This window comes from Pseudomonas laurylsulfatiphila (assembly GCF_002934665.1).
Classification (GTDB): domain Bacteria; phylum Pseudomonadota; class Gammaproteobacteria; order Pseudomonadales; family Pseudomonadaceae; genus Aquipseudomonas; species Aquipseudomonas laurylsulfatiphila.
The window spans coordinates 1-24,840 of record NZ_NIRS01000001.1 but is presented as its reverse complement, the minus strand read 5'-3'; the positions used below and the strand labels follow the sequence as shown (position 1 = coordinate 24,840).

Genomic DNA, 24,840 nt, shown 5'->3' with positions numbered 1-24,840 from the left:
TCAGGGGCAGGAATTAAGGAAGGCAATCGCGCCCGGTGGCGCGGCCGGGCTTCAAACCCGGTTGGGGACGGCATCCGTTCCCGGGCAGGTTCGACTCCGGCTGCCTTCCGCCACTTTCCCTTCAGAACGGCCCGAAGTCCAACGGGTACTGGATGACCACGTAAACCCGGTCGATGTTGTCGCCGGCTTGGGCGGCGTTGGCCCGGTGCGACACATGGGACAATTGCAACGACAGACCTTTGGCCGCCCCGGCCTGCACGACATAGTGCAGATCGATGTCGCGCTCCCAGTGTTTGCCCCCATCCCCTTGTTGCGGCACGAAGGTGCCGGACGCCGGGTCGAACGGGTTGTAGGCCCCGCCTTGTGGCGCATGAGTGCCGTCGATCCGGTCGCCGGTGACGTAGCGGGTCATGAACTTCAGGCCGGGTATGCCGAAGGTGGCCAGGTCCAGGTCGTAGCGAACCTGCCAGGAGCGTTCGCGGGCGCCATTGAAGTCGGCGTACTTGATCGAGTTGGCCAGGTAGATGGAGTCGCCCCCGACAAAATCGAACGGCGTATCACCGTCGACCTTTTGATACGCCAGGGTGAACCCATGGGCGCCCAGCGTGTATTGGCCGGACAGGCTGTATGCGGTGTTGTCGATGGCGCCGGCCAGCGCCTGGCCGGTGTCCTTCGTGTGATAGAGGTTCGCGTCGAGGAACACCTCGGACTGCTTGAAGTGCAGATTGCCGTAGTACTGATACCAGGTGTCGGTCAGCTCCGAGGCGTACAGGGCACCGCCAACCGGACTTTGGGTAAACAGGTCGGCACCGGCAAACGAAATGCCGCCGGCCTCGGTGTTGGCGCCATAGCCGAAAAAATTGCCCTTGCCGGAAGCACTGTCCTGATTCTTGAATGCCGTGAAGTGTCCGGCTTGCAGGTTCATGCCGTCGATTTCGCGGCTGGTGAGCAGAAAACCGGTGGCGTACTCCGGTTGCAGGCGTTTGTCCGCGGTGTCGAACACCGGGGATTCGACCATCATTTCGCCAAACGCCAGGGTGGTGTTCGATGCCTTGAACTTGATCGCGCCGCCACCACTGGAATAATCGCTTTCGCTGCGACCGTCACTGTCCACCGGCAGCAAACCCGTCCCGGAATGCCCTTTGCCGCCATCGAGTTTCAGACCCAGAAATGCATGGGCATCGAGGCCGAAGCCGACCGTGCCCGGCGTGAAACCGGATTGAAACGTACTGATGAAGCCTTGAGCCCATTCTGCCTTGTAGCTCTTGCCGGTCGACGAGGGGGATCGATAGTCGCTGTTCAGATAAAAGTTTCGATTGAGCACGCCAAGCGACGCGCCGTCCAGAAAGCCCTGAGCCGGTTCATCCGCTACCGCGGTTCTGGCCGTGCTGGCGAGCAGCACCAATAGGCAGAACCGTAATCCGGCCCTGAGTTCTTGCGAGTCACACTTCATCAATCGTTCACCACAGGCACAGTCCCTACAGGTGATGACTCACTGTAGGAGCGAGCTTGCTCGCGATGGTCTCAAGCGCGCCGCGTTTAGCCAGTAAACACGCGTTCTCGTTAACGACCCTCGCGAGCAAGCTCGCTCCTACAGGAGGCCGCCCGTAGTCGAAAGTATTTCCGAGAGCCTTAGTGGCCTTCCGAGGCACCAAACATGGTCTTGGCATAGATCAGCCCCAGACCGTAGGCGCCGCCATTGGCAATCGAGGTTCTCACCGTTTCGTCGTACGTCTCGCTGCGGGCCCAGTCACGTTGCAGTTCAAGCAGGTATTGCAGCGAGGTCATCGGCCTTGCGCCGATCTGGATCATGCGCTGCATGGCCATTTCGTGGGCCTCGGTGCTGACGTCGCCGCAGGCATCGGCAATCACATACACCTCGAAACCCTGATCGATCGCCGACAACGCCGGACCAACGATGCACACGGACGTCCAGAGGCCGGCGAGCACGATCTTCTGCTTGCCGATGGCGTTGACTTCCACAGCAATGCGCGCGTCTTCCCAGGTGTTCATGCTGGTGCGGTCGATCACGTTGTGTTCCGGGAACACCGCCTTGATTTCGTCGAAGATCGGCCCGGAAAAGCTCTTCTCGGCGACAGTGGTGAGAATCGTCGAGACCTTGAAGCCACGCGCCGCCTTGGCCACCAGTGCGGCGTTGTTGCGCAGGGTGACGGCGTCGATCGACTTGGTCGCGAAGGACATCTGCGACTGGTGGTCGATCATGATCAGGGTGTGGTCGGTCGGGGTCAGCAGGGTTTTGCCGGGTACTGCCTTTGCAATGGCCATGACACTGTCCTTTCGGGGGGGAGTGAGGACGTCATGGTTGCGCAGTTCGGATCGGGAATATTGAATCGGTGTGCTGTCTTTGACTCATTGATATCAGACGGCGCAAAACCTGTAGGAGCGAGCTTGCTCGCGATGGTCGTTAACGATAACGCTTGTTTTCCGGGTAAACGCGGCGCTCTCGAGACCATCGCGAGCAAGCTCGCTCCCACAGGGTTTTTGTGTGCCACGTTCTCCATGTTCGCGGCACTGGTGTGCGGATGTCAGATCGACCTCAAAGGTGATCCGCATCGATCACCGCCTTGGCGAACGCCTGCGGGTCTTCCTGCGGCAGGTTGTGGCCGATGCCGCCGTTGATCAGCCGGAATTCGTATTTGCCGGTGAAGCGCTTGGCATAGTCTTCGGGGGCCGGGTGCGGTGCGCCGTTGGCATCGCCTTCAAGGGTAATGGTCGGCACGCGGATGGACGGCGCCGTGGCCAGCTTCTGCTCCAGCGCTTCGTAGCGGCTTTCACCCTGGACCAGGCCAAGGCGCCAGCGGTAGTTGAACACGGTGATGTCGACATGGTCCGGGTTGTCCAGTGCCTTGGCGCTGCGGTCGAAGGTAGCGTCATCGAACGCCCATTTCGGCGAAGCCAGTTGCCAGATCAGCTTGGCGAAGTCGTGGGTGTTTTTCGCGTAACCGGCGCGACCGCGGTCGGTGGCGAAGTAGAACTGATACCACCATTGCAGTTCCGCCTTGGGGGGCAGCGGGTTCTTGCCGGCCGCCTGGTTGCCGATCAGATAACCGCTGACCGAGACCAGCGCCTTGACCCGCTCCGGCCACAGCGCCGAGACAATGTCGGCCGAACGCGCACCCCAGTCATAACCACCGAGCACCGCTTGCTTGATCTTCAGCGCATCCATGAAGTCGATGACATCGCTGGCCAGCGCAGCCGGCTGGCCATTGCGCAGGGTCTTGTCGGAGAGGAAATGCGTATCGCCATAGCCGCGCGCATAGGGCATCAGCACCCGATAGCCCTTGGCGGCGAGCAGCGGCGCGACGTCGTCATAGCTGTGAATGTCGTACGGCCAGCCGTGCAGCAGGATCACCACCGGTCCGTTGGCCGGGCCGGTTTCGGCATACGCCACGTCCAGCAGCCCGGCGTTGACATGCTTAAGCGGGCCGAACGGCGAGGGTGCCGCCTGAGTGGCTTGGGCAGGGGGCGCAGCCGGCTGCACGCTGGCGGCCGTTTGCGCATGGGCTGCGCCGAGCACACCGAACAGGCTGAGTGCGAGGATCGATGGGCCGACCAGGTGGCGGCGAGTCTTGCCGGTGTTGCTGTTGCGCAGTGCCATCTTCATGGGATGTCTCCATTACCAGCCATGGCCAGGGGTTCGGTCTGAACCCCTGCAAACCTTGCTTGCATTGAAACGCGGCAACGTATCCGGCCTGTGTCCAATCACCGACCGGATGAAAGTCTGTGTATCGGGACGTCGCGTTGACACAGTGTGATACACAGCGGCGTCATGCGTGGCCCGTGACCTGTGCACACAGCCTTGTCAGTTGTTCGGCCAGGTCGATCACCCGGCGTGGTGCGTCGGGGCGCAGGTGTAGCGCGATCTCCAGTGGCGCCAGTTCGGGAAAGGACTCGGCCGCGCCCAACTGTCGGTGGCCGGGCAGTGCAAGGCGCGCCGGGAGCACGCTGACACCAAGACCATCGGCGACTGCCGAGCGGACGCTCGCCAGGCTTGCGCTGCTGTAGCCGATGCTCCAGCGTCGGCCGGCGCTCTCGAGCGCGTGGATCATCTCATCGCGATACAAACCGCCGACCGGAAACACCACCAGTGGCAGCGGGTCGCGCTCGAATGTGGGTTCGCCGAGGCTGTCGAACCAGGCGAGCGGTTCGGGCCAGGCGGCGTGCCCCACCACCTGTCCCGGGCGCTGTTTGACCAGCACCAGGTCGTAGTCGCCTGCACAAAACTGTTGCCATAGCGTGTTGCTCAGCCCACTGCTGATCTCAAGCCTTATCGACGGGTGCGCGCGTGCGAAGGCGCCCAGTGTCGGGGTCAGCAGGTCCGAGGCGAAGTCTTCCGGCACGCCGATGTGCAACTCGCCCTGTGCGTGGCCTTTGCGAAACTCTTCCACGACCTCTTCCATCAGCCCCAGGAGCCGTCGCGCATAGCCGAGCAGGCGTTCGCCATCCTCGGTGGTGCCGACGTAGCGCCCGTTGCGGTTGAGCAACTCGCAGCCGAGTTGTTCCTCGAGCCGCTTCAACTGTTGGCTGATGGTCGACTGGCTCAGGTGCACGCGCTCACCGGCACGGGTGAAGCTGCCGCTCTCTACCACGGCAACGAAACTCTTGAGCAGCACCGGATCGATCAGCGTTGAAGTCATTTGATTTCCCACTAATTGTCATTCGAACATTTCATTTCCGAATAATAGCACCTGCTCTTAATCTTTAAGAACAGCCGCTGATGCGGACTTTTTGACCAGAAAGACCAGGGTAAATGTGATGACCACTGACGTGACAGACCGTGGATCGGCTTGCATCGCTACGCACGTGCCGCGCGCTGGTGAGGTGTCCCTGGTCGCACTGGTGCTGCTGGTGTTGCTGGGCTTGAACCTGCGGCCATTTCTGACTTCGGTAGGGCCGGTGCTCGACCTGGTGCGCGCCGACATCGGCCTCGATTTTCGCGCCGCCGCGATGCTGACCACCTTGCCCTTCGTGCTGATGGGCCTGATTGCCTTCATTGGCATCGGTGTCGCACGGCGCTTTGGCGAGAAGCGGGCGCTGGCTGGCGCATTGCTGCTGTTGATGCTCGGTTGCGCATCGCGCGCCGTGGTCAAGGACGGGGCGCAGTTGATCATCGGCGCCGGTATAGCCGGCACCGGCGTGGCGGTGATCCAGGCCTTGATACCGGGTGTCGCCAAACGCTGGTTTCCTGAACGGATAGCGATGGTGATGGGGCTCTACTCGGCGGCATTGGTCGGCGGCGGGGCGCTGGGCTCGCTGGCAAGCACATGGCTGAATCCGTATGGCGGCTGGAGGCTAGGGCTCTCCATTTGGGCGCTGCCGGCGCTTGCCGTGTTCTTGCTGTGGCTGGTGTGTGCGCCACGCAGTGCGCCGATAGCCTCTGGCGGACCTGCACCGGTCAAAACCTTCAGCTTCTTCAAGAATCGCCGCGCGTGGCAGTTGGCCGCCTACTTCGGACTCACCAACAGCGGTTACTCAAGCCTGGTGGCCTGGCTGCCGTCCTTCTACCAGCAGCAGAACATGAGCCTGCAGGCCTCGGGCAACTTGCTCGCGTGGCTGGCGATGTTCCAGGCGACGGCGGCGTTCGCGATGCCGATGCTCGCCCGCCGCAGCATTGATCGGCGCGCGGCCTTGTGGCTGACGATTGTGCTGCAGGCCGTGGGTTTCGCTGGCTTCGCGCTGGCCCCGAACGCAGCGCCGTGGTTGTGGGTCGCACTGGCTGGCTTCGGCCTTGGCGGGTTCTTTTCGCTCAGCCTGATTGTCAGCCTCGACCACTTGCCCGGCGCACAGGCGGCCGGGACCTTGGCGGCGTTCGTACAAGGCATCGGGTTTGTGCTCGCATCGACTGCTCCCTGGTTGATCGGCTGGCTGCGCGACTCCGGTGCCAGTTTCACCACCGGATGGTGGCTGCACATCGGGGTGCTCGCAGCGATGGCGGTGCTGACGTTCAGGTTCTCCCCGGCGAGTTACCGAAAGAGCATGCAAGCGTTGTGACCGAGGTTAAACAAAACAAAAAACCTAAACAGAACTGGCCACTTTTAAACCCCAGTACCACTGTGCCTACGGAGATTGATATGAAGAAGTTAGCAGTTTCGGTTGTTCTCGCCCTGGCCGCCAGCGGCGTCCATGCGAAAGACTTGCAAGTCATTCGCTTCGGCGTTGACCCCACTTACGCCCCGTTCGAGTCGAAGGCGCCCGACGGCTCGCTTGTGGGTTTCGATATCGATCTTGGCAATGCGATCTGCGAAAAGCTCAAGGTCAAATGCGTATGGGTCGAGAACTCTTTCGACGGCATCATCCCGGCGCTGAAAGCCAAGAAGTTCGACGGCATCCTTTCTTCCATGAGCGTGACCGAGAAACGCCAGGCGCAAATCGCCTTCTCCGACAAGATCAGTAATGTCCTGCCGCGTCTCCTTGCGAAAAAAGGCTCGGATCTCCTGCCAACGCCCGAATCCCTTCAAGGCAAGCGGGTAGGGATCGAGCAGGGCTCGACGTCGGAAACCTATGCCCGGGCTTATTGGGCGCCCAAGGGCGTCACTGTCATGACCTACCAGAACCAGGACATGGTTTATCAGGATCTGATGGCCGGCCGCCTGGATGCAGCGCTGCAGTCGTCGGTCCAGGCCGACCTGGGCTTTCTGAAAACCGCGAACGGACGTGATTTCGCCTTTGCCGGCCCGGAATTGCGCGACCCGAAAACCCTCGGCGTGGGTGCGGGCATTGGTTTGCGCAAGGAAGACAATGAACTTCGCGAACAGATCAACGGGGCGCTGGCCGAGATCATCAAGGACGGCACTTACCAGACGATCTCCGACAAATACTTCTCCTTTGATGTGTACAACTGATTGATTGCAAGTTGCGGGCAGTCAGCATTCAAAAACAAGAACAATACAACTGAACAAGATAGGCAGCATCGGCTGGACTATCGAACTCAAGGAGAATGCAATGTCCTTGGCAGACTATGGGCCGCTGATTGCGAGTGGCACCTGGATGACATTGAAGCTGGCCATATTATCGCTGCTGACCGCAGTACTGATTGGTCTGGCAGGCGCCAGTTCCAAGTTGTCCGGCAATCGGTGGCTGCGCAATGTCGCCACCCTCTATACCACGCTGATACGCAGTGTTCCGGATCTGGTGACCATGCTGTTGCTGTTCTACAGCATTCAGATCGTCCTCAATCAGGTCACCGAAGGGCTGGGAATGGATCAGATCGATATCGATCCTTTTCTTGCCGGTGTTGCGACGCTGGGGTTTATCTACGGCGCCTACTTTACCGAAACCTTTCGCGGTGCTTTCCAGGCGGTTCCGCGCGGCCAGACAGAGGCAGCCATGGCCTATGGCCTGAGCCCATGGCAGGCGTTCTACCGGATTCTGTTCCCGCAAATGATGCGTTTTGCCTTGCCCGGCATTGCCAACAACTGGCAGGTGATGATCAAGGCGACCGCGCTGGTGTCCATCATTGGTCTGTCCGATATCGTCAGGGCCACCCAGGACGCCGGGAAGAGCTCCATGCAGCTGTTCTATTTCACCGTGATCGGTGCACTGATTTACCTGGTCATTACCACGGTCTCGAACGGCGTCTTGATGTGGCTTAAGCATCACTACTCGGTCGGCGTTCGGGAGGCTCAACTGTGATCGATATCATCCAGGAATACTGGCAAGCGTATTTGTGGTCGGACGGCGCCAACTTTTCCGGTCTGGCAATCACCTTGTGGCTGCTGGTGCTGTCGATCGCGATCGGATTCGTGCTGTCGGTGCCGCTGGCCGTGGCCCGGGTGTCAAGCAACCGGTTCGTGCGGCTTCCGGTCTGGTTTTACACCTATGTGTTTCGCGGCACGCCGCTCTATATACAACTGTTGATCATCTACACCGGTGTCTACAGCCTGAGCGTGGTGCGCGAGCACGAGTTCCTCGCCATGTTCTTTCGCGAAGGCTTCAACTGCACGGTGCTGGCGTTCGCGCTCAATACCTGCGCCTACACCACGGAAGTCTTCGCGGGCGCGATCAGGTCGGTGCCCTACGGCGAGGTCGAGGCGGCCCGCGCCTTCGGCATGTCCAGGTTCACCCTGTACCGCCGCATCATCCTGCCCTCGGCGCTGCGTCGCGCACTGCCGTACTACAGCAACGAGGTGATCATGATGCTGCATTCGACCTCGGTGGCCTTTACGGCCACGGTGCCCGACCTGCTGAAGGTCGCCCGCGACGTCAACTCGGCGACCTACGCGTCGTTCGAGGCTTTCTTCATCGCTGCACTGTTGTACGCGGTGATTGCGCTGTCGCTTGTCTGGCTATTTCGTCGCGGTGAAACCCGCTGGCTGGCCTTCCTGAAACCCCAGGCCGCCTGAAGGCCGCATACGCAGGGCAAAAACATGTACAAACTGACCGTAGACGATCTGTACAAGAACTATGGCAACCACGAAGTGCTCAAGGGCGTGTCGATCAAGGCCAAGGCAGGCGATGTGATCAGCATCATCGGCTCCTCGGGTTCCGGCAAGAGTACCTTCCTGCGTTGCATCAACTTCCTCGAGCAACCGTGCGCCGGGCGAATCACGGTGAACGCCGAGGAAATCCGCACCGAGAAGGACAAGTACGGCGGGCTGCGCGTGGCCAACCAGAAGCAGCTGCAAAGCATGCGCACCAAGCTGGCCATGGTGTTTCAGCACTTCAACCTGTGGGCGCACATGTCCGTGCTGGAAAACGTCATCGAGGCGCCGATGCATGCGCTGGGCCTCGGCCGCGATGAGGCGCTGGCCCGCGCCCGCAAGTACCTGGCCAAGGTCGGCCTGCCGGCCAGCATGGAGGCAAAGTATCCGTCGCACCTCTCCGGCGGCCAGCAGCAGCGTGTGGCAATCGCCCGTGCCCTGGTGATGGAGCCGGAGGTGATGCTGTTCGACGAACCGACCTCGGCGCTCGACCCCGAGCTGGTCGGCGAGGTGCTCAAGGTGATGCAGGCCCTGGCCGAAGAGGGCCGGACCATGGTGGTGGTGACCCATGAAATGGCCTTTGCCCGCGAGGTGTCCAACCACGTGATCTTCCTGCATCAGGGCAAAATCGAGGAAGAAGGCAACCCGGAGCAGCTGTTCAAGCACACCAAAAGTGAGCGCCTCAAGCAGTTCCTTGCCGGCAACTTGAAGTAGCGCTTGTAGTGACTCGGTAAACAGTGCCCCTGTTGGCTATCCGGCGACAGGGGCTTGTTCGAAAGTGATGAGGTTCCAATGATCCAATCGTTCTGGTTGCGTAATGTCCGCCCCTATGGCGGCGAAATTGAAGACATACAGATTGTTGAGGGTCGTATCGGCGACCGTCAGCCAGCCAGTGGCAATCCAGTCGCCGAGCCTGACCTTGACGGGCAAGGCCAGTTACTCGTTCCGTCGCTGGTGGAAAGCCACATCCATCTGGACAAGACGCTGTGGGGGCAGCCATGGCGGCCGCATAGCGCAGGTCCGACGCTCAAAGCGCGCATCGCCAATGAGCGGCAGATCCTGCGCGAGCTCAAATCACCCATTGCAGAGCGGGCGGGGGCCCTGCTGGAGCAATGCATCGCTCGCGGCTCGCTGCTGTTGCGCTGCCATGTGGACGCCGATCCCGAACTGGGCATCGAGCATGTGCAAGCCATGCTGGCGCTGCGCGAGCGCTACGCCGACCTGGTCGATATCGAGTTCGTCACCTTCCCTCAGGTAGGCCTGGTCAACCGCCCCGGGGTCGAGGCCTTGATGCGCGAAGCCCTGGAACTGGGCGTCGAGGTAGTAGGGGGGTTGGACCCCTGCGGCATAGACAACGATCCCATCGCGCACCTCTCGATCCTGTTCGAACTCGCGGACAGGTTTGATCGCGGTATCGATATCCACCTGCATGACGGTGGTGAGCTGGGGCTCTGGCAGATTGCCCGGATCATTGATTTCACCGAGCGCTATCAGCGTCAGGGGCGAGTCATGATCAGCCATGCTTTTTGCCTGGGCATGAAAAACTGGGCCCAGGTGCTGCCGTTGGCCGAACGCCTGGCGGCCAACCGAATTTCGCTCATGACCACGGCGCCCTCCGATATCGCCATACCGCCCTTTACCGAACTGCTCTCGGCGGGGGTGAACGTGTGCCTCGGTTCGGATGGCATTCGGGACGCATGGACCCCGATGGGCAATGGCGACATGCTTGAGCGCGCGATGCTGCTCGCCTTGCGCTGTGGCATGAGAACCGACCCTGAAATCTGCACGGCGTTCGAAGCCGCTGCCGGCAATGGCGCCCGGGCACTTGGGCGGAGTGATTACGGATTGGCGACGGGGCAAACAGCCAACTTGCTGTTGCTGCCTGCGCAGACACTGAGTGAAGCCGTCGTGGCGCGTCCGCTGGCGCGGACGGTGATCAGCCGCGGCACGGTCGTGGCGAAAAATGGAAGCCTGCTGCGGAGCCGCCTGTGACTCAACATACTCTCGACAAAGTAGACCTGCTGATCGAGCGCGGCGTGGTCATCACCGTGGACGAGCAACGGCGCGTCATCAACGACGGCGCCGTGGCCGTGCTCGGCAACCGCATCGTCGCGGTGGGGAGCACGGATGAACTGCGGGCTCGCTACACGGCTGAAAAAGTCATCGATGCACGCAACAAGGCGGTACTCCCTGGCTTGATCGACAGCCACGCCCATGCCGGCCACGCCATGCTGAAAACCATCGGCGGCGCGGAGGGCGATGCCTGGATGGACGCATGCGAGACCATCTACACCTCGGCCTCCGGCATCGGGTTCTGGGAGGCCGATGCCCGGTTGTCGGCGCTGGAACGGCTCAAATGCGGCACCACCACTGGCGTGTCGCTCCTGGGCGGAGGCGACTCGATCATGCGGGTCGACGACCCGGTTTACGCGCAACGCCACGCCCGGGCCATCGCCGAAATCGGCACCCGCTCGGTGGTGGCCGTCGGGCCGTCACGGCCGCCGGCGCCGCGCACCTACCTGGACTGGTCGACTGAACCGCCCACTCGGCGCGACGTCAGTTTCGAGACAATGTTCGAGACCTGCGAAGAAATCGCCCGGAGCTGCGACGGTCTGGGTGACGGCCGGGTGCGCATCGCCATCACGTTGCCGGTGTACGCGCCACAATACGAGCCCGACCACCGGCAGCTGGCACCGCTGTTCCGCCAGCAAGCACAGGATTACCTGGCCCTGGCCCGGCGCTATGGCCTGACGTTCACCCAGGACGGCCACCGCGCCGGTACGCTGGCGCTGGCCCACCGCGAACTGGGCCTGCTCGGCCCGACTTCCTTCATGTCGCACTGCATTGACCTGACCGAGGAAGACATCGCCCTGTGCCGCGAGACCCAGACCAAAATCGTGCACAACCCGAGCGCGATCATGTCGATCCTGGGGCGCTGCCCGGTACCGGAACTGATCGAGGCCAATGTCACCGTCGCCCTCGGATCAGACGGCGCCGCCCCGGACCGCGGTTACGACATGTTCCGCCACATGTTCCAGTGCATGCATTACCACCGTCGGCATTTCCGCGATCCGGACATCCTGCCCCAGGGCAAAGTGCTGGAAATGGTCACTATCGACGCCGCCAAGGCACTGTCGATGGAGCATGAGATCGGCTCCCTGGAAGTCGGTAAGAAAGCCGACATCATTCTGATCGACCTGCTCAAGCCGCACCTGATGCCGATGAACATGCCGGTCCACCGTGTCACCAGTTTCGCCAACGGCGCGGACGTGTGCACCACCATCGTCGATGGCCGGATCCTGATGGAAGACTACGTCGTGCGCGCCGTCGACGAGGCGGCTGTGCTGGCCGCGGTGCAAGAGGAGTCGGAACGCATGCTGGACCGTAGCGGCCTGCGCCATCTGACGGAAGAATCGAAAAACCTCTGGCGGGCGGCCCGGTATCACCCGGCAGGCAAGGGCTGACGCTGACAATTATTACAGCCATGGCATTGCTTTACCTGTGGGGTGTTCGGATTTGGTGGGCGGACGCATATCCGTAGGAGCCGGCTTGCTGGCGATTTCGGTGGTGGCCATGGCGACGCCATCGCTGGCAAGCCAGCTCCTACAGAGTGTGTGTGGGGGGTGGATATTGTGGGCGGACGCATATCCGTAGGAGCCGGCTTGCTGGCGATTTCGGTGGTGGCCGTGGCGACGCCATCGCTGGCAAGCCAGCTCCCACAGTGTGTGTGGGGGGTGTTCGGATTTGGTGGTCGAACGCACATCGGTAGGAGCCGGCTTGCTGGCGATTTCGGTGGTGGCCATGGCGACGCCATCGCTGGCAAGCCAGCTCCCACAGTGTGTGTGGGGTGTTCGGATTTTGTGGTCGAACGCACATCCGTAGGAGCCGGCTTGCTGGCGATTTCGGTGGTGGCCATGGCGACACCATCGCTGGCAAGCCAGCTCCTACAGTGTGTGTGGGGTGTTCGGATTTTGTGGTCGAACGCACATCGGTAGGAGCCGGCATGCTGGCGATTTCGGTGGTGGCCATGGCGACGCTATCGCTGGCAAGCCAGCTCCCACAGGTTTTGTGGGGTGTTCGGATTTGGTGGTTGGACGCACATCCGTAGGAGGCGCAGACGTGGCGTTTGCCCGATCACTATCCGAGCGACGCCACACTGTTGAGCAATGTCTTGACCAGTTGAGCCTGGCGGGTCGCGCCGGTCTTGGCGAACACCCCGCGCAGATGGGCACGCACCGTGTTGCGCGAAACCCCAAGGGCCAGGGCTGTTTCATCGAGGGTTTGCCCGTCCATGACGAGCATGGCCACTTCGGTTTCGGTCGGCGTCAGCTGGAACAGGCTGCGCAACAGGTTGCGCGACGCCTGCGGCGAGTCCGCCGGGTCGCGGATGAACACCGCTACGGCGGGCCGGCGTGCGCCGTTGCGCGATTGATAGCTCACGGGGATGGGGCGCAGCAGTAAATTGAGTGGCATCTCGCCGCTTGGCCGGGTCAGGGTCAACACTTCGATGTCATCGAGACCGCGTTGGCGTTGTTTCAATACGGCCTGGATGGCTTGCTGGACATTGCGGTTCTGCTGGCTGGTGAAGGCGCAGAGCTTGTCGTGCCGGCACTCCAGGCCGTCACGGCTGTCGAACAGTCGCTGGGCGGCGCGATTGCAACGCATCATTCTGCCGTCTTCGTCGAGGATCGCCGTGCCCACCATCAGCCGGTCGATGGTTGCGGCATAGAGTTGGCGTTCGGAGTCCAGTTGCTCTACCGCTGAATGCAGATCCACCGCTTGTTGCAGGTGGGGCAGGAGCAGGCGAATCAGGGCAATCTCCGTGCTGTCGAAGTCGCGGCTGGCGTGGTTGCGGCAGGCGAACAAGGCGCAATGCATACCCGTGGGCGTGCGCATGTTGGCGACCAGGACGTGGCGCAGATCCAGGGGTTGCAGATAGTTGCGGTAGAAGTCGTGGGCCAGCCAGGCATCGGCACCGAGTACCTGATCGGCACTGGCCACCTGCTCGACAGGCCAGTCGATGAAGGGGCAGATTGCGTAGTACTGTTCGCTGTAGAACGGCTCGCCTGGCAGCAAGGGGCCATGAATCGATGCATTGACGATCAGCCCCGGCCGTTCATGGTCGGGGTTGCGTAGCACCAGGGTGAAGAAGCTGGCTTCGAATCGCTGACGCAAGGTTTCCAGCAGGCCGGACCAGGGTGTGGACTCAAGGGGGCCTTGATAGACCAGCGCAAGCAAGCGGCTGAGTTCTGCAGACGGGATTTCGGTGTTGGGCTGCAGGTTCTTGCAGACCGGAAGAGAGAGGGTCATGGATGCGCCTCGCTACTGCTGGTTGTTGTCGTTCGAGTATTGATCGCGCCCATGGCGGGAAAATCGTCCGTTTGGCTTAGGCGGGTTGTGGGGCCATGTGATAGGCAGCGCTACACCGGTTGATGCCGGCATAGCGCTGAGCTCATGGGTTTTTACAGTGCCAGCAGTGCCTCGACGATACGTTCGGCGGCCGTTTCGGCCGACTCGTTGCGGGTATCGATGTGGATGTCCGGCGCTACAGGCGGCTCATAAGGTGAGTCGATCCCGGTGAAGTTTTTCAACTCGCCGCGCCGGGCTTTCTGGTACAGGCCCTTGGGGTCGCGCTGTTCGGCCAGGGCCAGTGGCGCATCGACGAAAATTTCCAGGAAATTACCGTCTCCTGCCAGGCGGCGTGCCATCTCGCGCTCGGCACGGAACGGCGAGATGAACGACACCAGGGTGATCAGACCGGCATCGAGCATCAGCTTCGCCACTTCCGAGACCCGGCGGATATTCTCCACCCGGTCGGCTTCGGTGAAGCCCAGGTCGCGATTCAGGCCATGGCGGACATTGTCGCCATCGAGCAGGTAAGTGTGCCGGCCGAGGGTATGCAGCTTGCGCTCCACCAGGTTGGCGATGGTCGACTTGCCTGCGCCGGACAACCCGGTGAACCACAGGATTCGCGGCGACTGCCCCTTGAGCGTCGCGTGGGCCTCGCGGTTCACGTCGACGGCCTGCCAGTGCACGTTCTGTGCGCGGCGCAAGGCGAAGTGCAGCATGCCGGCGCCGACCGTTCGGTTGCTCAGGCGGTCGATAATGATGAATCCGCCCGTATCGCGGTTGTCGGCATAAGCATCGAAGGCGATCGGCCGGTCCAGGTGCAAATTGCACACACCGATACCGTTCAGCTCCAGGGTTTTGGCCGCCAGGTGTTCCAGGCTGTTCACATCGACCCGGTGCTTGAGGCTGGCGCAGCTCATGCTGACGGTGCGGCAACCGATCTTCATCAGGTAAGGACGCCCGGGCAACATCGGCTCTTCGTCCATCCATACCAGCGTCGCCTCGAACTGGTCGGCAACCGCCGCCGGTGCATCGGCCAGGACAATCATGTCGCCGCGGCTGATATCGATTTCATCCTTGAGCGTCAGCGTGACAGCCTGGCCGCACAGGGCCTGTTGCTGTTCCCCGGCGCTACCGAGGATCCCGGTGATCTCGCTCTGATGACCTGACGGAAGCACCCGGATCCGGTCCCCCACGCTGACGCTGCCCGCGGCGACGTTGCCGCAGTAGCCACGAAAGTCGAGGTTCGGCCGATTCACCCATTGCACGGGCAGGCGGAACGCGGCGTCGACCTGTCGAGCCTGCTCAAGAGGGACGTTTTCCAGATGCTGGAGCAGGGTCGGACCCTGGTACCAAGGTGTGTTCGGGCTGGCTTCCAGCATGTTGTCGCCACGCAGCGCAGAGAGCGGGATGCACTGGATGTCGTGTAAGCCGATCTGCGTGGCGAACGCACGATAATCGGATTCGATGCGTTCGAACACCGCTTGGGAATAGTCCACCAGGTCCAGTTTGTTGATGGCCACCACGACCTTGCGGATGCCCAGCAGGGACACCAGGTAACTGTGCCGGCGGGTTTGGGTGAGGATGCCCTGACGGGCATCGATGAGGATCACCGCGAGGTCGGCGGTCGAGGCGCCAGTGACCATGTTGCGGGTGTATTGCTCGTGGCCGGGGGTGTCGGCGACGATGAACTTGCGCTTGTCGGTGGCGAAGAACCGATAGGCGACATCGATGGTAATGCCTTGCTCACGCTCGGCGCTCAAACCGTCGACCAACAGGGCGAAGTCCAGTTCGTCGCCCTGGGTGCCGAGTTTTTTCGAGTCGGCTTCGAGTTGGCCAAGCTGGTCCTCGAACAGTACCTTGGACTCATAAAGCAGGCGGCCGATCAGGGTGCTTTTGCCATCGTCGACGCTGCCACAGGTGATGAAGCGCAGCAGTTGCTTGTTCTGTTGCTGTTCCAGATAGGGCGTCAGGTCGCCATTGAAGGTGTCGTTCAGCGCGCTCATCAGAAATACCCCTCTTGCTTCTTTTTCTCCATGGAACCGGCCGAATCGCTGTCGATCAGTCGACCCTGGCGTTCCGAAGTACGGCTTACCAGCATTTCGCTGATAATCGCCGGCAGGTTGTCGGCATCGCTGTCGATGGCACCGGTCAGCGGGTAACAGCCAAGCGTACGGAAACGCACCTTGCGCATTTGCGGGGTTTCTCCCGGTCGCAGCGGCAGGCGCTCGTCGTCGACCATGATCAGCGTGCCGTCACGCTGAACCACCGGGCGCTCCTTGGCGAAATACAGCGGCACGATGGGGATCTGTTCGAGGTAGATGTATTGCCAGATATCCAGCTCGGTCCAGTTCGACAACGGGAATACCCGCAGGCTTTCGCCCTTGCGTTTGCGTGTGTTGTACAAGCGCCAGAGCTCGGGGCGCTGCTGTTTCGGGTCCCAGCGATGCTGCTCGGAGCGCAGCGAGAACATCCGTTCCTTGGCCCGCGACTTCTCTTCATCACGACGGGCACCGCCGAAAGCGGCGTCGAATCCATAGTGGTCCAGGGCCTGCTTCAGTCCTTGGGTCTTCCACACGTCGGTATGCAGGGCCGAGCCGTGGGTAAAAGGATCGATGGCCTTTTCCACGCCCTCGGGATTGACGTGCACCAGCAGTTCCAGCCCCAGGCGCGATGCCGTCTGGTCGCGGAACGTGATCATTTCGCGAAACTTCCAGGTGGTGTCCACGTGCAGCAAGGGGAAGGGCGGTTTGCCCGGGGCAAACGCCTTCATCGCCAGGTGCAGCATCACGGCGCTGTCCTTGCCGATGGAATAGAGCATCACCGGGTTTTCACACTCGGCGACCACTTCGCGGATGATCTGGATGCTTTCCGCTTCCAGCCATTGCAGATGAGTCAACATCGGATACCTCCTCGATTTCTGCCGGGTTTGGCTCCGGCGGACCTCCAAGGTAGGTAAAGCGCCGCTGGCGCTTCTTCGTCTGCTCGGACGAAGAACGCGACAGCGGCTGAAGGTCACGCGACGGACGCGTACAACGTCTCGGCACGCACCTTGAGGGCGCGGGCTACGGCGTCGAAGCCCTGTTGCACCCAGGGACCATGATTGGCCATGACCTGGTCGGCGGTCGCACCGAGGAACTGGTCGGTGGTGTGGTAACGGCAACTGGCCGGACCGGTGCGCTCGATGTGCTGTTCGCGGCGGGCAGCGTCCGGATTGTCGGCAGTGGCATACATCTCCCAGGCGAGCAGTCGGTGGGGCTCGAAGTCCGCCAGGTATTCGATCACGTGCAGCAATTCACCCGGTTGTCCCGGATGGGGCAGGAACAGGTTGACCGGCTCCCCAAGTACCAGGCTCGACTCGACCTTGACGGTATAGGGGTTCCACTGCGGATAACGCGCCAGGTCGATCAGTACCGACCAGACCCGTTCGGCGGGCGCGGCGATGTCCACGATGACGGAACGAACCAGATTTTTCTCTGCGGTCATGGGTGACTCCTCTGAGAGTGACTCCGCGCCACGCATCGCGACGGGAGTAAGCCATGGGCTCAGGCGCGATCCTCCGCGCTCGGGATGCCCGGCTCCTCGTCCGAGCGGACTAGGCGGGCGCTTAGTCCGCTCGGACGAAGAACCGGCAAGCGGGAACTCCCTAAGGTCACTGGCAGCGGCGGGATGTCCGCCGGCAGAGGAGAGCGACATGGTTGCAGACATGGCTACAGACAGGATCGATCAGGAGGTGCTCAGCGGTGAGAGCTGGAGCCACTTTTGCGAACAATTGCGCCGCAGCGGCGAGCAGATACTGCGCCGCGAAGCGCCGGCCGATGTGCAGACCCGTGCCGAAGGCTTTCGTTATCTCACCCGGTTACTGCGCATTGCCCTGGAAATGCACCTGGAGTTCGCTGACCCGGACTTTCCGGGCTTCATCACCCCGTCCCATGAAACCGCGAAAATCGGCGCCGACAACCCGGATAACCTGTACCGCTATGCGCGCCTGAACGGCGAGCATGAGTACCGGGTCAGCGGTCACCGCGGCAGCGTTGCCTACCTCAGCTTCGGCTCCCAGAAAGGGGGGTATGAGACGGATGGCAAGATGACCCAGACCGGTTTCCTCGATGCCGGGTCACTGGCGCTGGATGCCGAGGGCCACTTCGAAATCATCCTCAGCCAGCGTCAGCCGGCTGAAGGCAACTGGCTGCGGCTGGAGCCGCAGAGCAATGCCCTGATCGTGCGCCAGACGTTTCTTGACCGTAGCAGTGAGCAACCGGCCCAACTGCGAATAGAGCGCCTGAATGCCGGGCAGGCCCCTGAGCCGCTGACGGCGCCACGCTTGCAGCAAAGCCTGCAACGGGTGGGCAGTTTCGTCGAGAACACCGCCCGACTGTTTGCCGATTGGGCCCAGGGTTACCAGGCCCATCCCAATCAACTGCCAGCCGCCGACCAGGCGCTGTGCCAGTCAGTGGGGGGCGACCCGAACATTTTCTATTACCACTCCTACTGGGCCTTGGCCGAGGACGAGGCCTTGCTGATCGAGGTCGATCAGGTGCCTGACTGCGACTTCTGGAATGTGCAGATCAACAATTACTGGATGGAGTCGCTGGACTACCGCTACCACCGCATCTGCCTGAACAAGCACTCAGCGCGCCTGGACGCCGATGGCCGCCTGCGCATGGTGCTCTGCGGCGTTGATCCGGGCCTTGAGAATTGGCTGGAAACCGCCAGCCATCCCCACGGCACCCTGTGCTTGCGCTGGGTGGGGGCGCAGCATCCCGTGCACCCGACCACTCGTGTGGTCAAGCTCGATGCGTTGAAGGAGATTGTGCGATGAGCGCCGATGATTTCGCCCTGGATGCCTTGCTGGCCGAAGCCCGCGCCCGTTCTGGGGGACTCGACGACTTCGGTCCCGGCGATTTTCGCCAGGGCCTGCGGGTATTGGCCGACGCCCTGAACAACGAAGCGTGCCTGTCGCCCGCCGGGCGGGGCCTGTTGCGGGAAAAACTGCTGGGGCAACTGGTCAACCGCCTGGTCATGGAGGATCACTTGCGGCGTCACCCGGAGATCCTTGAGCAACCCATCGATGACCCGTTGGTGATCGTCGGCCTGCCGCGCACCGGCACTACGCTGCTGCAGCGCACACTGGCGGTGGACCCGCAGTTCAGCAAGGCGCAGTGGTGGGAAACCCGTTACCCCGCACCCTTGCCCGGTGAAACACTGGAGCAGCCACTCAAACGCATCGCCCGGGCACGCGAAGAAGTCGCGGGAATGATCGAGTTCCTCCCGCAATTGCTGGCCATCCACCCGCTGGACGCCGAGCAGCCCGATGAAGAGTTCATGCTGATGGAACACTCGTTCCTGTGCGCCATGGATTCCTACGTCAATGTGCCGAGCTATACCGCCTGGCTTGACGGTCAGGACCAGACGCAGGTCTATCGGTACCTCAAGCGAACCCTGCAGTTCCTGCAATGGCAGCAAGCCCGTCGCGGCATCGAGCCTGGCCGTCGCTGGCTGCTCAAAAGTCCGCAGCACCTGCATACCCTGGAGCTGCTGTTCGAGGTTTTTCCCAAGGCGCAGGTCGTCCTCACCCATCGCGAACCGGCCAGAACCATTCCTTCGCTGGCCAGCTTTATCCATACCCTGTGGTTGCTCTACAGCGACAAGGCCGATGCCGAGGCCGTAGGAGAACAGTGGAACCGCCGTATGGCACGTGCGTTGCGCCATGCGATGGCCGTCCGCGAGCGTATGCCCCCGGAGCGTTTCCTTGATGTGCACTTCGAAGACACCGTGGCCGAGCCGCAGGCTGTCGTCGAAAGGATCTATCAGTTTGCCGGCCTCCAGTTGACGCCGCAGACCCGGTCCGCCATGGCGCAATGGCTGCAGGCAAACGGGCGTGAAAAGCGCGCGGTTCATCACTACAGCCCCGGCCAGTTCGGCCTCAGCGAAGAGATTTTGCAACGAGACTATGCCGAGTATCGAACCCGGCATATTCAAGCCTGAAACCCGTGCAGCTCATAACAACAAGAGGAGTCTCCCCATGCTGTTGAAAGACAAGGTCGTGATGGTCTCGGGCGTCGGCCCCGGGCTGGGTATCAAGTTGGCCATGGAGGCCGCACGCGAAGGTGCGCGCGCTGTTGCCATAGGGGCGCGGGACAAGGCGCGGCTGCTGGAGGCGCAACAACGCATCCTGGCGCTCACCCACACCTGCGAGGTGTTGTGTGTACCCACGGACATTACCGATGTCGATGCCTGTCAGCGCTTCGCCGCAAACACGCTGGAACAATTCGGGCGTATCGATGCGCTGATCAACAGCGCCTTCTCCCACGGTGGTTTCCAGTCCGTGGAGGAGGGCGACAACGCCCCATTGCGCGAGGCCCTGGAGGTCAATCTGCTGGGCTCGTTGAACATGAGCCGCGCCGTGCTGGCGCCCATGCGCACCCAGGGCGCGGGCGCCATTGTCATGATCAATACCCTGGGGGTACGCAAGCCGTACCAGGGCGGTGCCGCCTATGCCGCCTCGAAAAGCGCATTGGCCGCGACAGTGCGCTACCTGGCGACCGAGCAGGCGGTGCATGGCCTGCGGGTCAACGGCCTGGCGTGCGGCTGGATGTGGGGCGAGCCGGTCCAGGCCCTGGTCCGCCAGACCGCTGCCGCCCGGGGCGTCAGTGAAGAACAGGTGCGTGCCGAACTCAGTGCCGGGATCCCGGGCGGGCGCATGCGCACCGATGACGAGTGCGCACGCGCCGCGCTGTTCCTTGCATCGGACTACGCCAGTGCAATCAATGGCGCGCAACTGGATGCCAACGGCGGCGAAATGATGTGCTGAGGAACATGACAGATGATTGATCACTGCGCCTTTAACGGCGATGCAGATGGCCTCTGTGCACTGCAGCAATTGCGACTGGCCGGGGAACTGGACCGCGAGGTGCGCTTGATCAGCGGGGTCAAGCGCGATATCGAACTGCTGCGTCGGATCACGGCCGCTCATGGCGAGCGGGTCACTGTGCTGGACGTGGCCCACGAGCAGAATCGCGAGGATACCCGGCGTTTACTCGACGCCGGTGCCCGGGTGCGCTATTTCGATCACCACTATGCGGGTGACCTGCCGCGACACCCGGCATTCGAGTCATTTATCGATACGGCGGCCCATGTGTGTACCAGCATCCTGGTGGACAACTACCTCTCGGGACGGGAGCACCGCTGGGCGGTGGTCGCCGCATTTGGTGATGGCCTGGCCGGTCCGGCGCGTGCGCTGGCCGAACGACACGGGTTGAATACGGATGAGGTGGTGGCGCTGGAAGAACTGGGTCAGTTGTTGAACTACAACGCCTACGGCGACAGCCTGGAGGACCTGCATTTCGATCCGTTGGCGCTGGCTGGCGAATTGTTGCCGTACCGCAATCCAATGGACTTCATCCGCGAAAGCGCGAGTTTCATCACCCTGAAAGAGGGGCATGCCGCCGACATGGCGGCTGCCGCTGACCTGGTGCCGTGGCGTGAGGGCAACGGCGCGCGGCTCTATCGCTTGCCGCCGCAGCCATGGGCGCGACGGGTCAGCGGTGTGCTGGCCAACCAATTGGCGGCACAGGCTCCGCACCTGGCCATCGGTCTGCTCAGTGCCAAGGCCAATGGTGAATGGGGGTTCAGCCTTCGTGTACCTGACGGCAGCCAACAGACGGCGGATGCGTTCTGCCGTCAGTTCCCGACGGGGGGTGGACGCAAGCGTGCAGCCGGCATCAACCGTTTGGCGGAATCGGATCTGCCCGCGTTTGCAGAGCGCTTGCTTGCTGGTTATTCGTCCGGATGTTGCTGAGATTGCAGGGACAGTGCGGCATGGATGCCGCATTTCACCTGCAGATTGACGCGCTGTAGCCTTTGCGCGGGTTTCTGATTGGATTTGTTCAAACTATTTTCCCGAATGCATGGCAATCACCCTGTAACTGAGCTTTTCTAATGACTCTGACGACGCGTGATCGACCCGCAGGTTTCCGTGGAGAACAAGCGATGCCTACCTTCCAAACGCCTGTCCGGTTGTTCTGTTTCGGTTTAGCCATGGGTCTTTTCGCCATCCCGCTGCACGCCGCACAAGCTCCCTCTGCCAATCCGCCTGCGGAGCAACTGGAACCCAAGGCGCTAGAGGTTCTAAAGGGCATGAGTGCCAGGCTCGCGGGCACTCAGGGCATGAGTTTCAAAGCCGTCACGACCTACGAAAAACCCAGCCGGCTAGGGCCTCCGCTGGCCTATGGCACGGTCGACCTGGTCAATGTGCAACGACCGGATCGCCTTCGTGTGTTGACTTCCGGCGACGGTCCGGCCACCGAGTTTTACTACGATGGCAAAAAAGCCTATGCCTTCGAGCGCAAAGGCGACTTGCTGGCCCAGGCGGATGCGCCGCCTACCATTGATGCGACCCTGGAGGCCGCGTACCAGCGTGCCGCGATCTACTTTCCGTTTACCGACGTGATCGTCGCCGATCCCTACAAGGATTTGTCCCGGGACATGCGTGTGGCGTTTTACGTCGGCCAAAGCACGGTGGTCGGTGATACCACCACCGATGTGATCGCCTACACCAGCGACAGCGTGTTCGTGCAGGCGTGGATCGGTGTGGAGGACAAGCTGCCGCGCCGGTTGCGCGCGGTGTTTCTTGATGATCCGACACGATCCCGGCATCAAGTCGATTTCAGTGACTGGAAGCTCCAGTCGACGATGCCTGCCGATTTTTTCAAGCCTGACCACATCGAAACGGCCCACCGCATTCAGTTTGCCCCACCGCCCGATCTTCGTGCCCCGCAGGGGGTAAAAGAGCCCGTGGCGAAACCCTGAACAAGGAGACTGACCCATGAACAGATCTACCTTGAAATTCGCCGGCCTGTTTGTCGCGCTGCTCACCTGCAACCAGGCAGCGGCCTGGTCCCACGCTTCCGGCTTCGGGCGCACTTACGGAGGAGGGGGCTCATGGAGTCATTCGGGTGAATACGGCTCGGCTTCGGGCGGTGGCGGCAGTTGGAGTGGCGAAACCAATCGCGGCGGCTCGGCTTCCGGAGGCGATGGGAGCTGGAGCGGCACAGGCTATCGCGGCGGCACGGCGTCCGGCGGCGAAGGCTCCTGGCACGGCACGGGCGCGGAAGGTGGAACGGCGTCGGGTGGTGAAGGTGCCTGGCATGCGCAAGGTGAAAATGGCGCCACCGCCGCCGGCTATCACGCGGATGGCTATGGCACGACGGCTTACCGCCCCCCCGTTTATGGTGCAACCGCCTACCATGCCGTGCCTTACGGGACCGCTTACTACCATCCGCCAACCGCGGTGATTGCCAGCAGTGGCTGCTACAACTGTGGCTATAGCGAGGGCGTCAATCCGGCCGCTGCCGCTGCGGCGGGCGTGGTCGTCGGTGAAGCAGCCGCGACGGTCGCCGACCAGAACGCCAGCTATAACGCCGGCATGGTGGCCTCCGCACCACCGACAATGCCCATGGGCGCGACGTACGCCTCACTGCCTCCAGGCTGTGGCTTGATAAGCTTCTCCAATACCACGTATTACCAGTGCGGCAACGCCTGGTTGCGACCGTCCTTTGGCGCCAACGGCGTTTATTACACCGTCGTGCCGATGCCTTGAGTGCCGGGTGGCTCATTGACGGGGCCCGAACGGTCAGGCGACGCTCATGCTGCGGTGCGTGTTGATCAGGTTCAGCACGACGCCTGGATCTGCCAGGGTGGAGATATCGCCCAAGCCATCGTATTCCGCCGCCGCAATCTTGCGCAGAATCCGCCGCATGATCTTGCCCGAACGAGTCTTCGGCAGCCCCGGCGCCCACTGAATCACATCCGGTGAAGCAATCGGACCGATCTCCTTACGCACCCAGTTTTTCAGCTCCAGGCGCAGCTGCTCGCTCGGCTCTTCGCCACCGATCAACGTGACGTAAACATAGATACCCTGTCCCTTGATGTCGTGCGGCACACCGACCACGGCCGCTTCGGCAACTTTCGGGTGAGCGACCATCGCGCTTTCGATCTCGGCGGTGCCCATGCGGTGCCCGGAGACGTTGAGCACGTCGTCCACGCGACCGGTGATCCAGTAGTAGCCATCGGCATCGCGACGGGCGCCGTCACCGGTGAAGTACATGCCACGGAAGGTCTTGAAGTAGGTGTCGACGAAGCGGTCGTGATCGCCAAACAGCGTCCGCGCCTGGCCCGGCCACGAATCGAGAATCACCAGGTTGCCCTCGGCCTCGCCTTCGATGATGTTGCCCAGGTTGTCCACCAGGGCCGGCACCACGCCGAAGAACGGACGCGCCGCCGAGCCCGGCTTGAGGGCGTGAGCGCCCGGCAGCGGGCTCATCATGTTGCCGCCGGTTTCGGTCTGCCACCAGGTGTCGACGATCGGGCAACGGGACTTGCCGACATTCTTGTAGTACCAGTCCCAGGCTTCCGGGTTGATTGGCTCACCCACCGAACCCAACAGGCGCAGGCTGCTGCCATCGGCGCCTTCAACCGCGGCGGTGCCCGAGGCCATCATGGCGCGGATTGCGGTCGGCGCGGTGTAGAGGATGTTGACCTTGTGCTTGTCGACGATCTTCGCCACCCGGGTGATGTCCGGGTAGTTCGGCACGCCTTCGAACAGCAGGGTGGTCGCGCCGTTGGCCAGCGGGCCGTAGACGATGTAGCTGTGGCCGGTGACCCAGCCGACGTCGGCGGTGCACCAGTAGACTTCACCGGGGCGGTAGTCGAACACGCGCTCGTGGGTCATGGCGGCGTACAGCAGGTAGCCGCCGGTGGTGTGCTGCACGCCCTTCGGCTTGCCGGTGGAGCCCGAGGTGTAGAGGATGAACAGCGCCTCTTCGGCGCCCATCTCTTTCGGCGCGCACACGGTGCCGGCCACTTTCATCAGGTCCTCGAACCAGATGTCGCGGTGCTGGTTCCACTTGATTTCGCCACCGGTGCGCTTGCACACGATGACTTTCTGGATGCTGCTGGTTTCCGGGTTGGTCAGCGCGTCGTCGACGTTGGCCTTGAGCGGGATCTTCTTGCCGGCACGAATGCCTTCGTCGGCGGTGATCACCACTTT

General features: G+C 62.1%; 22 protein-coding genes and 1 tRNA gene. 14 read left to right on the top strand and 9 right to left on the bottom strand.

Going from position 1 to position 24,840, the window contains the following annotated elements; genetic code table 11:
* Positions 1 to 17: 17 nt before the first annotated feature.
* Positions 18 to 113 (top strand) — tRNA-Sec (locus tag CD175_RS00120).
* Between the two features lie 8 nt (positions 114 to 121).
* On the opposite strand, the gene CD175_RS00115 is transcribed toward CD175_RS00120, so the two are convergent.
* The 4 genes from CD175_RS00115 to CD175_RS00095 all read right to left on the bottom strand — a co-directional run bounded on the left by CD175_RS00115 (position 122) and on the right by CD175_RS00095 (position 4,658).
* Positions 122 to 1,453, bottom strand: a complete 1,332-nt coding sequence (locus tag CD175_RS00115; protein ID WP_104447156.1) for an OprD family porin — start codon at positions 1,451 to 1,453, stop codon at positions 122 to 124.
* 179 nt (positions 1,454 to 1,632) lie between these two features.
* A complete protein-coding gene (locus CD175_RS00110) occupies positions 1,633 to 2,286 on the bottom strand; it encodes a hydrolase (protein ID WP_104447155.1) in 654 nt (217 codons plus the stop codon).
* A 271-nt stretch (positions 2,287 to 2,557) separates the two neighbouring features.
* Complete coding sequence (locus tag CD175_RS00100) at positions 2,558 to 3,625, bottom strand: alpha/beta fold hydrolase (protein ID WP_104447154.1); 1,068 nt, start codon at positions 3,623 to 3,625, stop codon at positions 2,558 to 2,560.
* A 163-nt stretch (positions 3,626 to 3,788) separates the two neighbouring features.
* Entirely contained in the window at positions 3,789 to 4,658 is an 870-nt protein-coding gene (locus CD175_RS00095) for a LysR family transcriptional regulator (RefSeq protein ID WP_104447153.1), read from the bottom strand.
* A 118-nt stretch (positions 4,659 to 4,776) separates the two neighbouring features.
* Here CD175_RS00095 and CD175_RS00090 point away from each other — a divergent pair, with 118 nt between their 5' ends.
* The 7 genes from CD175_RS00090 (at position 4,777) to CD175_RS00060 (ending at position 11,905) form a co-directional block, all read left to right on the top strand.
* Positions 4,777 to 6,012, top strand: coding sequence for a cyanate transporter (locus CD175_RS00090; protein WP_240628875.1), 1,236 nt, complete (start codon positions 4,777 to 4,779; stop codon positions 6,010 to 6,012).
* Between the two features lie 80 nt (positions 6,013 to 6,092).
* Entirely contained in the window at positions 6,093 to 6,863 is a 771-nt protein-coding gene (locus CD175_RS00085) for an ABC transporter substrate-binding protein (protein WP_104447152.1), read from the top strand.
* Positions 6,864 to 6,963: 100 nt separating this feature from the next.
* Positions 6,964 to 7,653 carry an ABC transporter permease gene (locus CD175_RS00080; protein ID WP_104447151.1) on the top strand — a complete coding sequence of 230 codons (690 nt, stop codon included), beginning with the start codon at positions 6,964 to 6,966 and terminating at the stop codon, positions 7,651 to 7,653.
* On the top strand, positions 7,650 to 8,363 hold the full coding sequence (locus CD175_RS00075) for an ABC transporter permease (RefSeq protein ID WP_104447150.1): 714 nt from the start codon (positions 7,650 to 7,652) through the stop codon (positions 8,361 to 8,363). Before CD175_RS00080 ends, CD175_RS00075 begins: the two co-directional genes overlap by 4 nt.
* Before the next feature lie 24 nt (positions 8,364 to 8,387).
* The gene (locus CD175_RS00070) at positions 8,388 to 9,155 is read left to right on the top strand and encodes an ABC transporter ATP-binding protein (protein ID WP_104447149.1); all 768 of its coding nucleotides are present in this window, start codon (positions 8,388 to 8,390) and stop codon (positions 9,153 to 9,155) included.
* A gap of 78 nt (positions 9,156 to 9,233) precedes the next feature.
* Positions 9,234 to 10,433: an amidohydrolase family protein gene (locus tag CD175_RS00065; protein WP_104447148.1), complete on the top strand. Its 1,200-nt coding sequence runs from the start codon at positions 9,234 to 9,236 to the stop codon at positions 10,431 to 10,433.
* Positions 10,430 to 11,905, top strand: coding sequence for an amidohydrolase family protein (locus CD175_RS00060; RefSeq protein WP_104447147.1), 1,476 nt, complete (start codon positions 10,430 to 10,432; stop codon positions 11,903 to 11,905). Before CD175_RS00065 ends, CD175_RS00060 begins: the two co-directional genes overlap by 4 nt.
* A 673-nt stretch (positions 11,906 to 12,578) precedes the next feature.
* On the opposite strand, the gene CD175_RS00055 is transcribed toward CD175_RS00060, so the two are convergent.
* From CD175_RS00055 to CD175_RS00040, 4 genes are all read right to left on the bottom strand, one after another.
* Entirely contained in the window at positions 12,579 to 13,751 is a 1,173-nt protein-coding gene (locus tag CD175_RS00055; protein WP_104447146.1) for a helix-turn-helix transcriptional regulator, read from the bottom strand.
* A 152-nt stretch (positions 13,752 to 13,903) separates the two neighbouring features.
* The gene (gene cysN / locus CD175_RS00050) at positions 13,904 to 15,796 is read right to left on the bottom strand and encodes a sulfate adenylyltransferase subunit CysN (RefSeq protein ID WP_104447145.1); all 1,893 of its coding nucleotides are present in this window, start codon (positions 15,794 to 15,796) and stop codon (positions 13,904 to 13,906) included.
* Positions 15,796 to 16,740, bottom strand: a complete 945-nt coding sequence (cysD, locus tag CD175_RS00045) for a sulfate adenylyltransferase subunit CysD (RefSeq protein WP_167399487.1) — start codon at positions 16,738 to 16,740, stop codon at positions 15,796 to 15,798. The genes cysN and cysD overlap by 1 nt, the downstream gene beginning before the upstream one ends.
* Positions 16,741 to 16,805: 65 nt before the next feature.
* A complete protein-coding gene (locus CD175_RS00040; RefSeq protein ID WP_007980949.1) occupies positions 16,806 to 17,276 on the bottom strand; it encodes an SRPBCC domain-containing protein in 471 nt (156 codons plus the stop codon).
* Positions 17,277 to 17,484: 208 nt separating this feature from the next.
* Between CD175_RS00040 and CD175_RS00035 the strand changes: the two genes are divergently transcribed.
* The 6 genes from CD175_RS00035 to CD175_RS00010 all read left to right on the top strand — a co-directional run bounded on the left by CD175_RS00035 (position 17,485) and on the right by CD175_RS00010 (position 23,391).
* Complete coding sequence (locus CD175_RS00035; protein WP_205886307.1) at positions 17,485 to 18,612, top strand: DUF1214 domain-containing protein; 1,128 nt, start codon at positions 17,485 to 17,487, stop codon at positions 18,610 to 18,612.
* Complete coding sequence (locus CD175_RS00030; protein ID WP_104447144.1) at positions 18,609 to 19,778, top strand: sulfotransferase family protein; 1,170 nt, start codon at positions 18,609 to 18,611, stop codon at positions 19,776 to 19,778. Before CD175_RS00035 ends, CD175_RS00030 begins: the two co-directional genes overlap by 4 nt.
* Before the next feature lie 37 nt (positions 19,779 to 19,815).
* Complete coding sequence (locus tag CD175_RS00025; protein WP_104447143.1) at positions 19,816 to 20,604, top strand: SDR family oxidoreductase; 789 nt, start codon at positions 19,816 to 19,818, stop codon at positions 20,602 to 20,604.
* Between the two features lie 12 nt (positions 20,605 to 20,616).
* Positions 20,617 to 21,591, top strand: coding sequence for an acetyltransferase (locus tag CD175_RS00020; protein WP_104447142.1), 975 nt, complete (start codon positions 20,617 to 20,619; stop codon positions 21,589 to 21,591).
* Between the two features lie 140 nt (positions 21,592 to 21,731).
* Positions 21,732 to 22,601, top strand: coding sequence for a DUF2092 domain-containing protein (locus tag CD175_RS00015; RefSeq protein ID WP_240628874.1), 870 nt, complete (start codon positions 21,732 to 21,734; stop codon positions 22,599 to 22,601).
* Between the two features lie 16 nt (positions 22,602 to 22,617).
* The gene (locus tag CD175_RS00010; protein ID WP_104447140.1) at positions 22,618 to 23,391 is read left to right on the top strand and encodes a hypothetical protein; all 774 of its coding nucleotides are present in this window, start codon (positions 22,618 to 22,620) and stop codon (positions 23,389 to 23,391) included.
* Positions 23,392 to 23,424: 33 nt separating this feature from the next.
* Here the strand turns inward: CD175_RS00010 and acs are convergent.
* Positions 23,425 to 24,840, bottom strand: a 1,416-nt coding sequence (gene acs / locus CD175_RS00005) for an acetate--CoA ligase (RefSeq protein ID WP_104447139.1), incomplete at its 5' end; no start/stop codon positions are given.

What these genes read in the sequence shown, in the direction of transcription:
- CD175_RS00115 (WP_104447156.1), bottom strand. Translation starts at nt 1,453, where the DNA reads ATGAAGTGTGACTCGCAAGAACTCAGGGCCGGATTACGGTTCTGCCTA.
- CD175_RS00110 (WP_104447155.1), bottom strand. Translation starts at nt 2,286, where the DNA reads ATGGCCATTGCAAAGGCAGTACCCGGCAAAACCCTGCTGACCCCGACC.
- CD175_RS00100 (WP_104447154.1), bottom strand. Translation starts at nt 3,625, where the DNA reads ATGAAGATGGCACTGCGCAACAGCAACACCGGCAAGACTCGCCGCCAC.
- CD175_RS00095 (WP_104447153.1), bottom strand. Translation starts at nt 4,658, where the DNA reads ATGACTTCAACGCTGATCGATCCGGTGCTGCTCAAGAGTTTCGTTGCC.
- CD175_RS00090 (WP_240628875.1), top strand. Translation starts at nt 4,777, where the DNA reads ATGACCACTGACGTGACAGACCGTGGATCGGCTTGCATCGCTACGCAC.
- CD175_RS00085 (WP_104447152.1), top strand. Translation starts at nt 6,093, where the DNA reads ATGAAGAAGTTAGCAGTTTCGGTTGTTCTCGCCCTGGCCGCCAGCGGC.
- CD175_RS00080 (WP_104447151.1), top strand. Translation starts at nt 6,964, where the DNA reads ATGTCCTTGGCAGACTATGGGCCGCTGATTGCGAGTGGCACCTGGATG.
- CD175_RS00070 (WP_104447149.1), top strand. Translation starts at nt 8,388, where the DNA reads ATGTACAAACTGACCGTAGACGATCTGTACAAGAACTATGGCAACCAC.
- CD175_RS00065 (WP_104447148.1), top strand. Translation starts at nt 9,234, where the DNA reads ATGATCCAATCGTTCTGGTTGCGTAATGTCCGCCCCTATGGCGGCGAA.
- CD175_RS00055 (WP_104447146.1), bottom strand. Translation starts at nt 13,751, where the DNA reads ATGACCCTCTCTCTTCCGGTCTGCAAGAACCTGCAGCCCAACACCGAA.
- cysN (WP_104447145.1), bottom strand. Translation starts at nt 15,796, where the DNA reads ATGAGCGCGCTGAACGACACCTTCAATGGCGACCTGACGCCCTATCTG.
- CD175_RS00040 (WP_007980949.1), bottom strand. Translation starts at nt 17,276, where the DNA reads ATGACCGCAGAGAAAAATCTGGTTCGTTCCGTCATCGTGGACATCGCC.
- CD175_RS00035 (WP_205886307.1), top strand. Translation starts at nt 17,485, where the DNA reads ATGGTTGCAGACATGGCTACAGACAGGATCGATCAGGAGGTGCTCAGC.
- CD175_RS00030 (WP_104447144.1), top strand. Translation starts at nt 18,609, where the DNA reads ATGAGCGCCGATGATTTCGCCCTGGATGCCTTGCTGGCCGAAGCCCGC.
- CD175_RS00025 (WP_104447143.1), top strand. Translation starts at nt 19,816, where the DNA reads ATGCTGTTGAAAGACAAGGTCGTGATGGTCTCGGGCGTCGGCCCCGGG.
- CD175_RS00020 (WP_104447142.1), top strand. Translation starts at nt 20,617, where the DNA reads ATGATTGATCACTGCGCCTTTAACGGCGATGCAGATGGCCTCTGTGCA.
- CD175_RS00015 (WP_240628874.1), top strand. Translation starts at nt 21,732, where the DNA reads ATGACTCTGACGACGCGTGATCGACCCGCAGGTTTCCGTGGAGAACAA.
- CD175_RS00010 (WP_104447140.1), top strand. Translation starts at nt 22,618, where the DNA reads ATGAACAGATCTACCTTGAAATTCGCCGGCCTGTTTGTCGCGCTGCTC.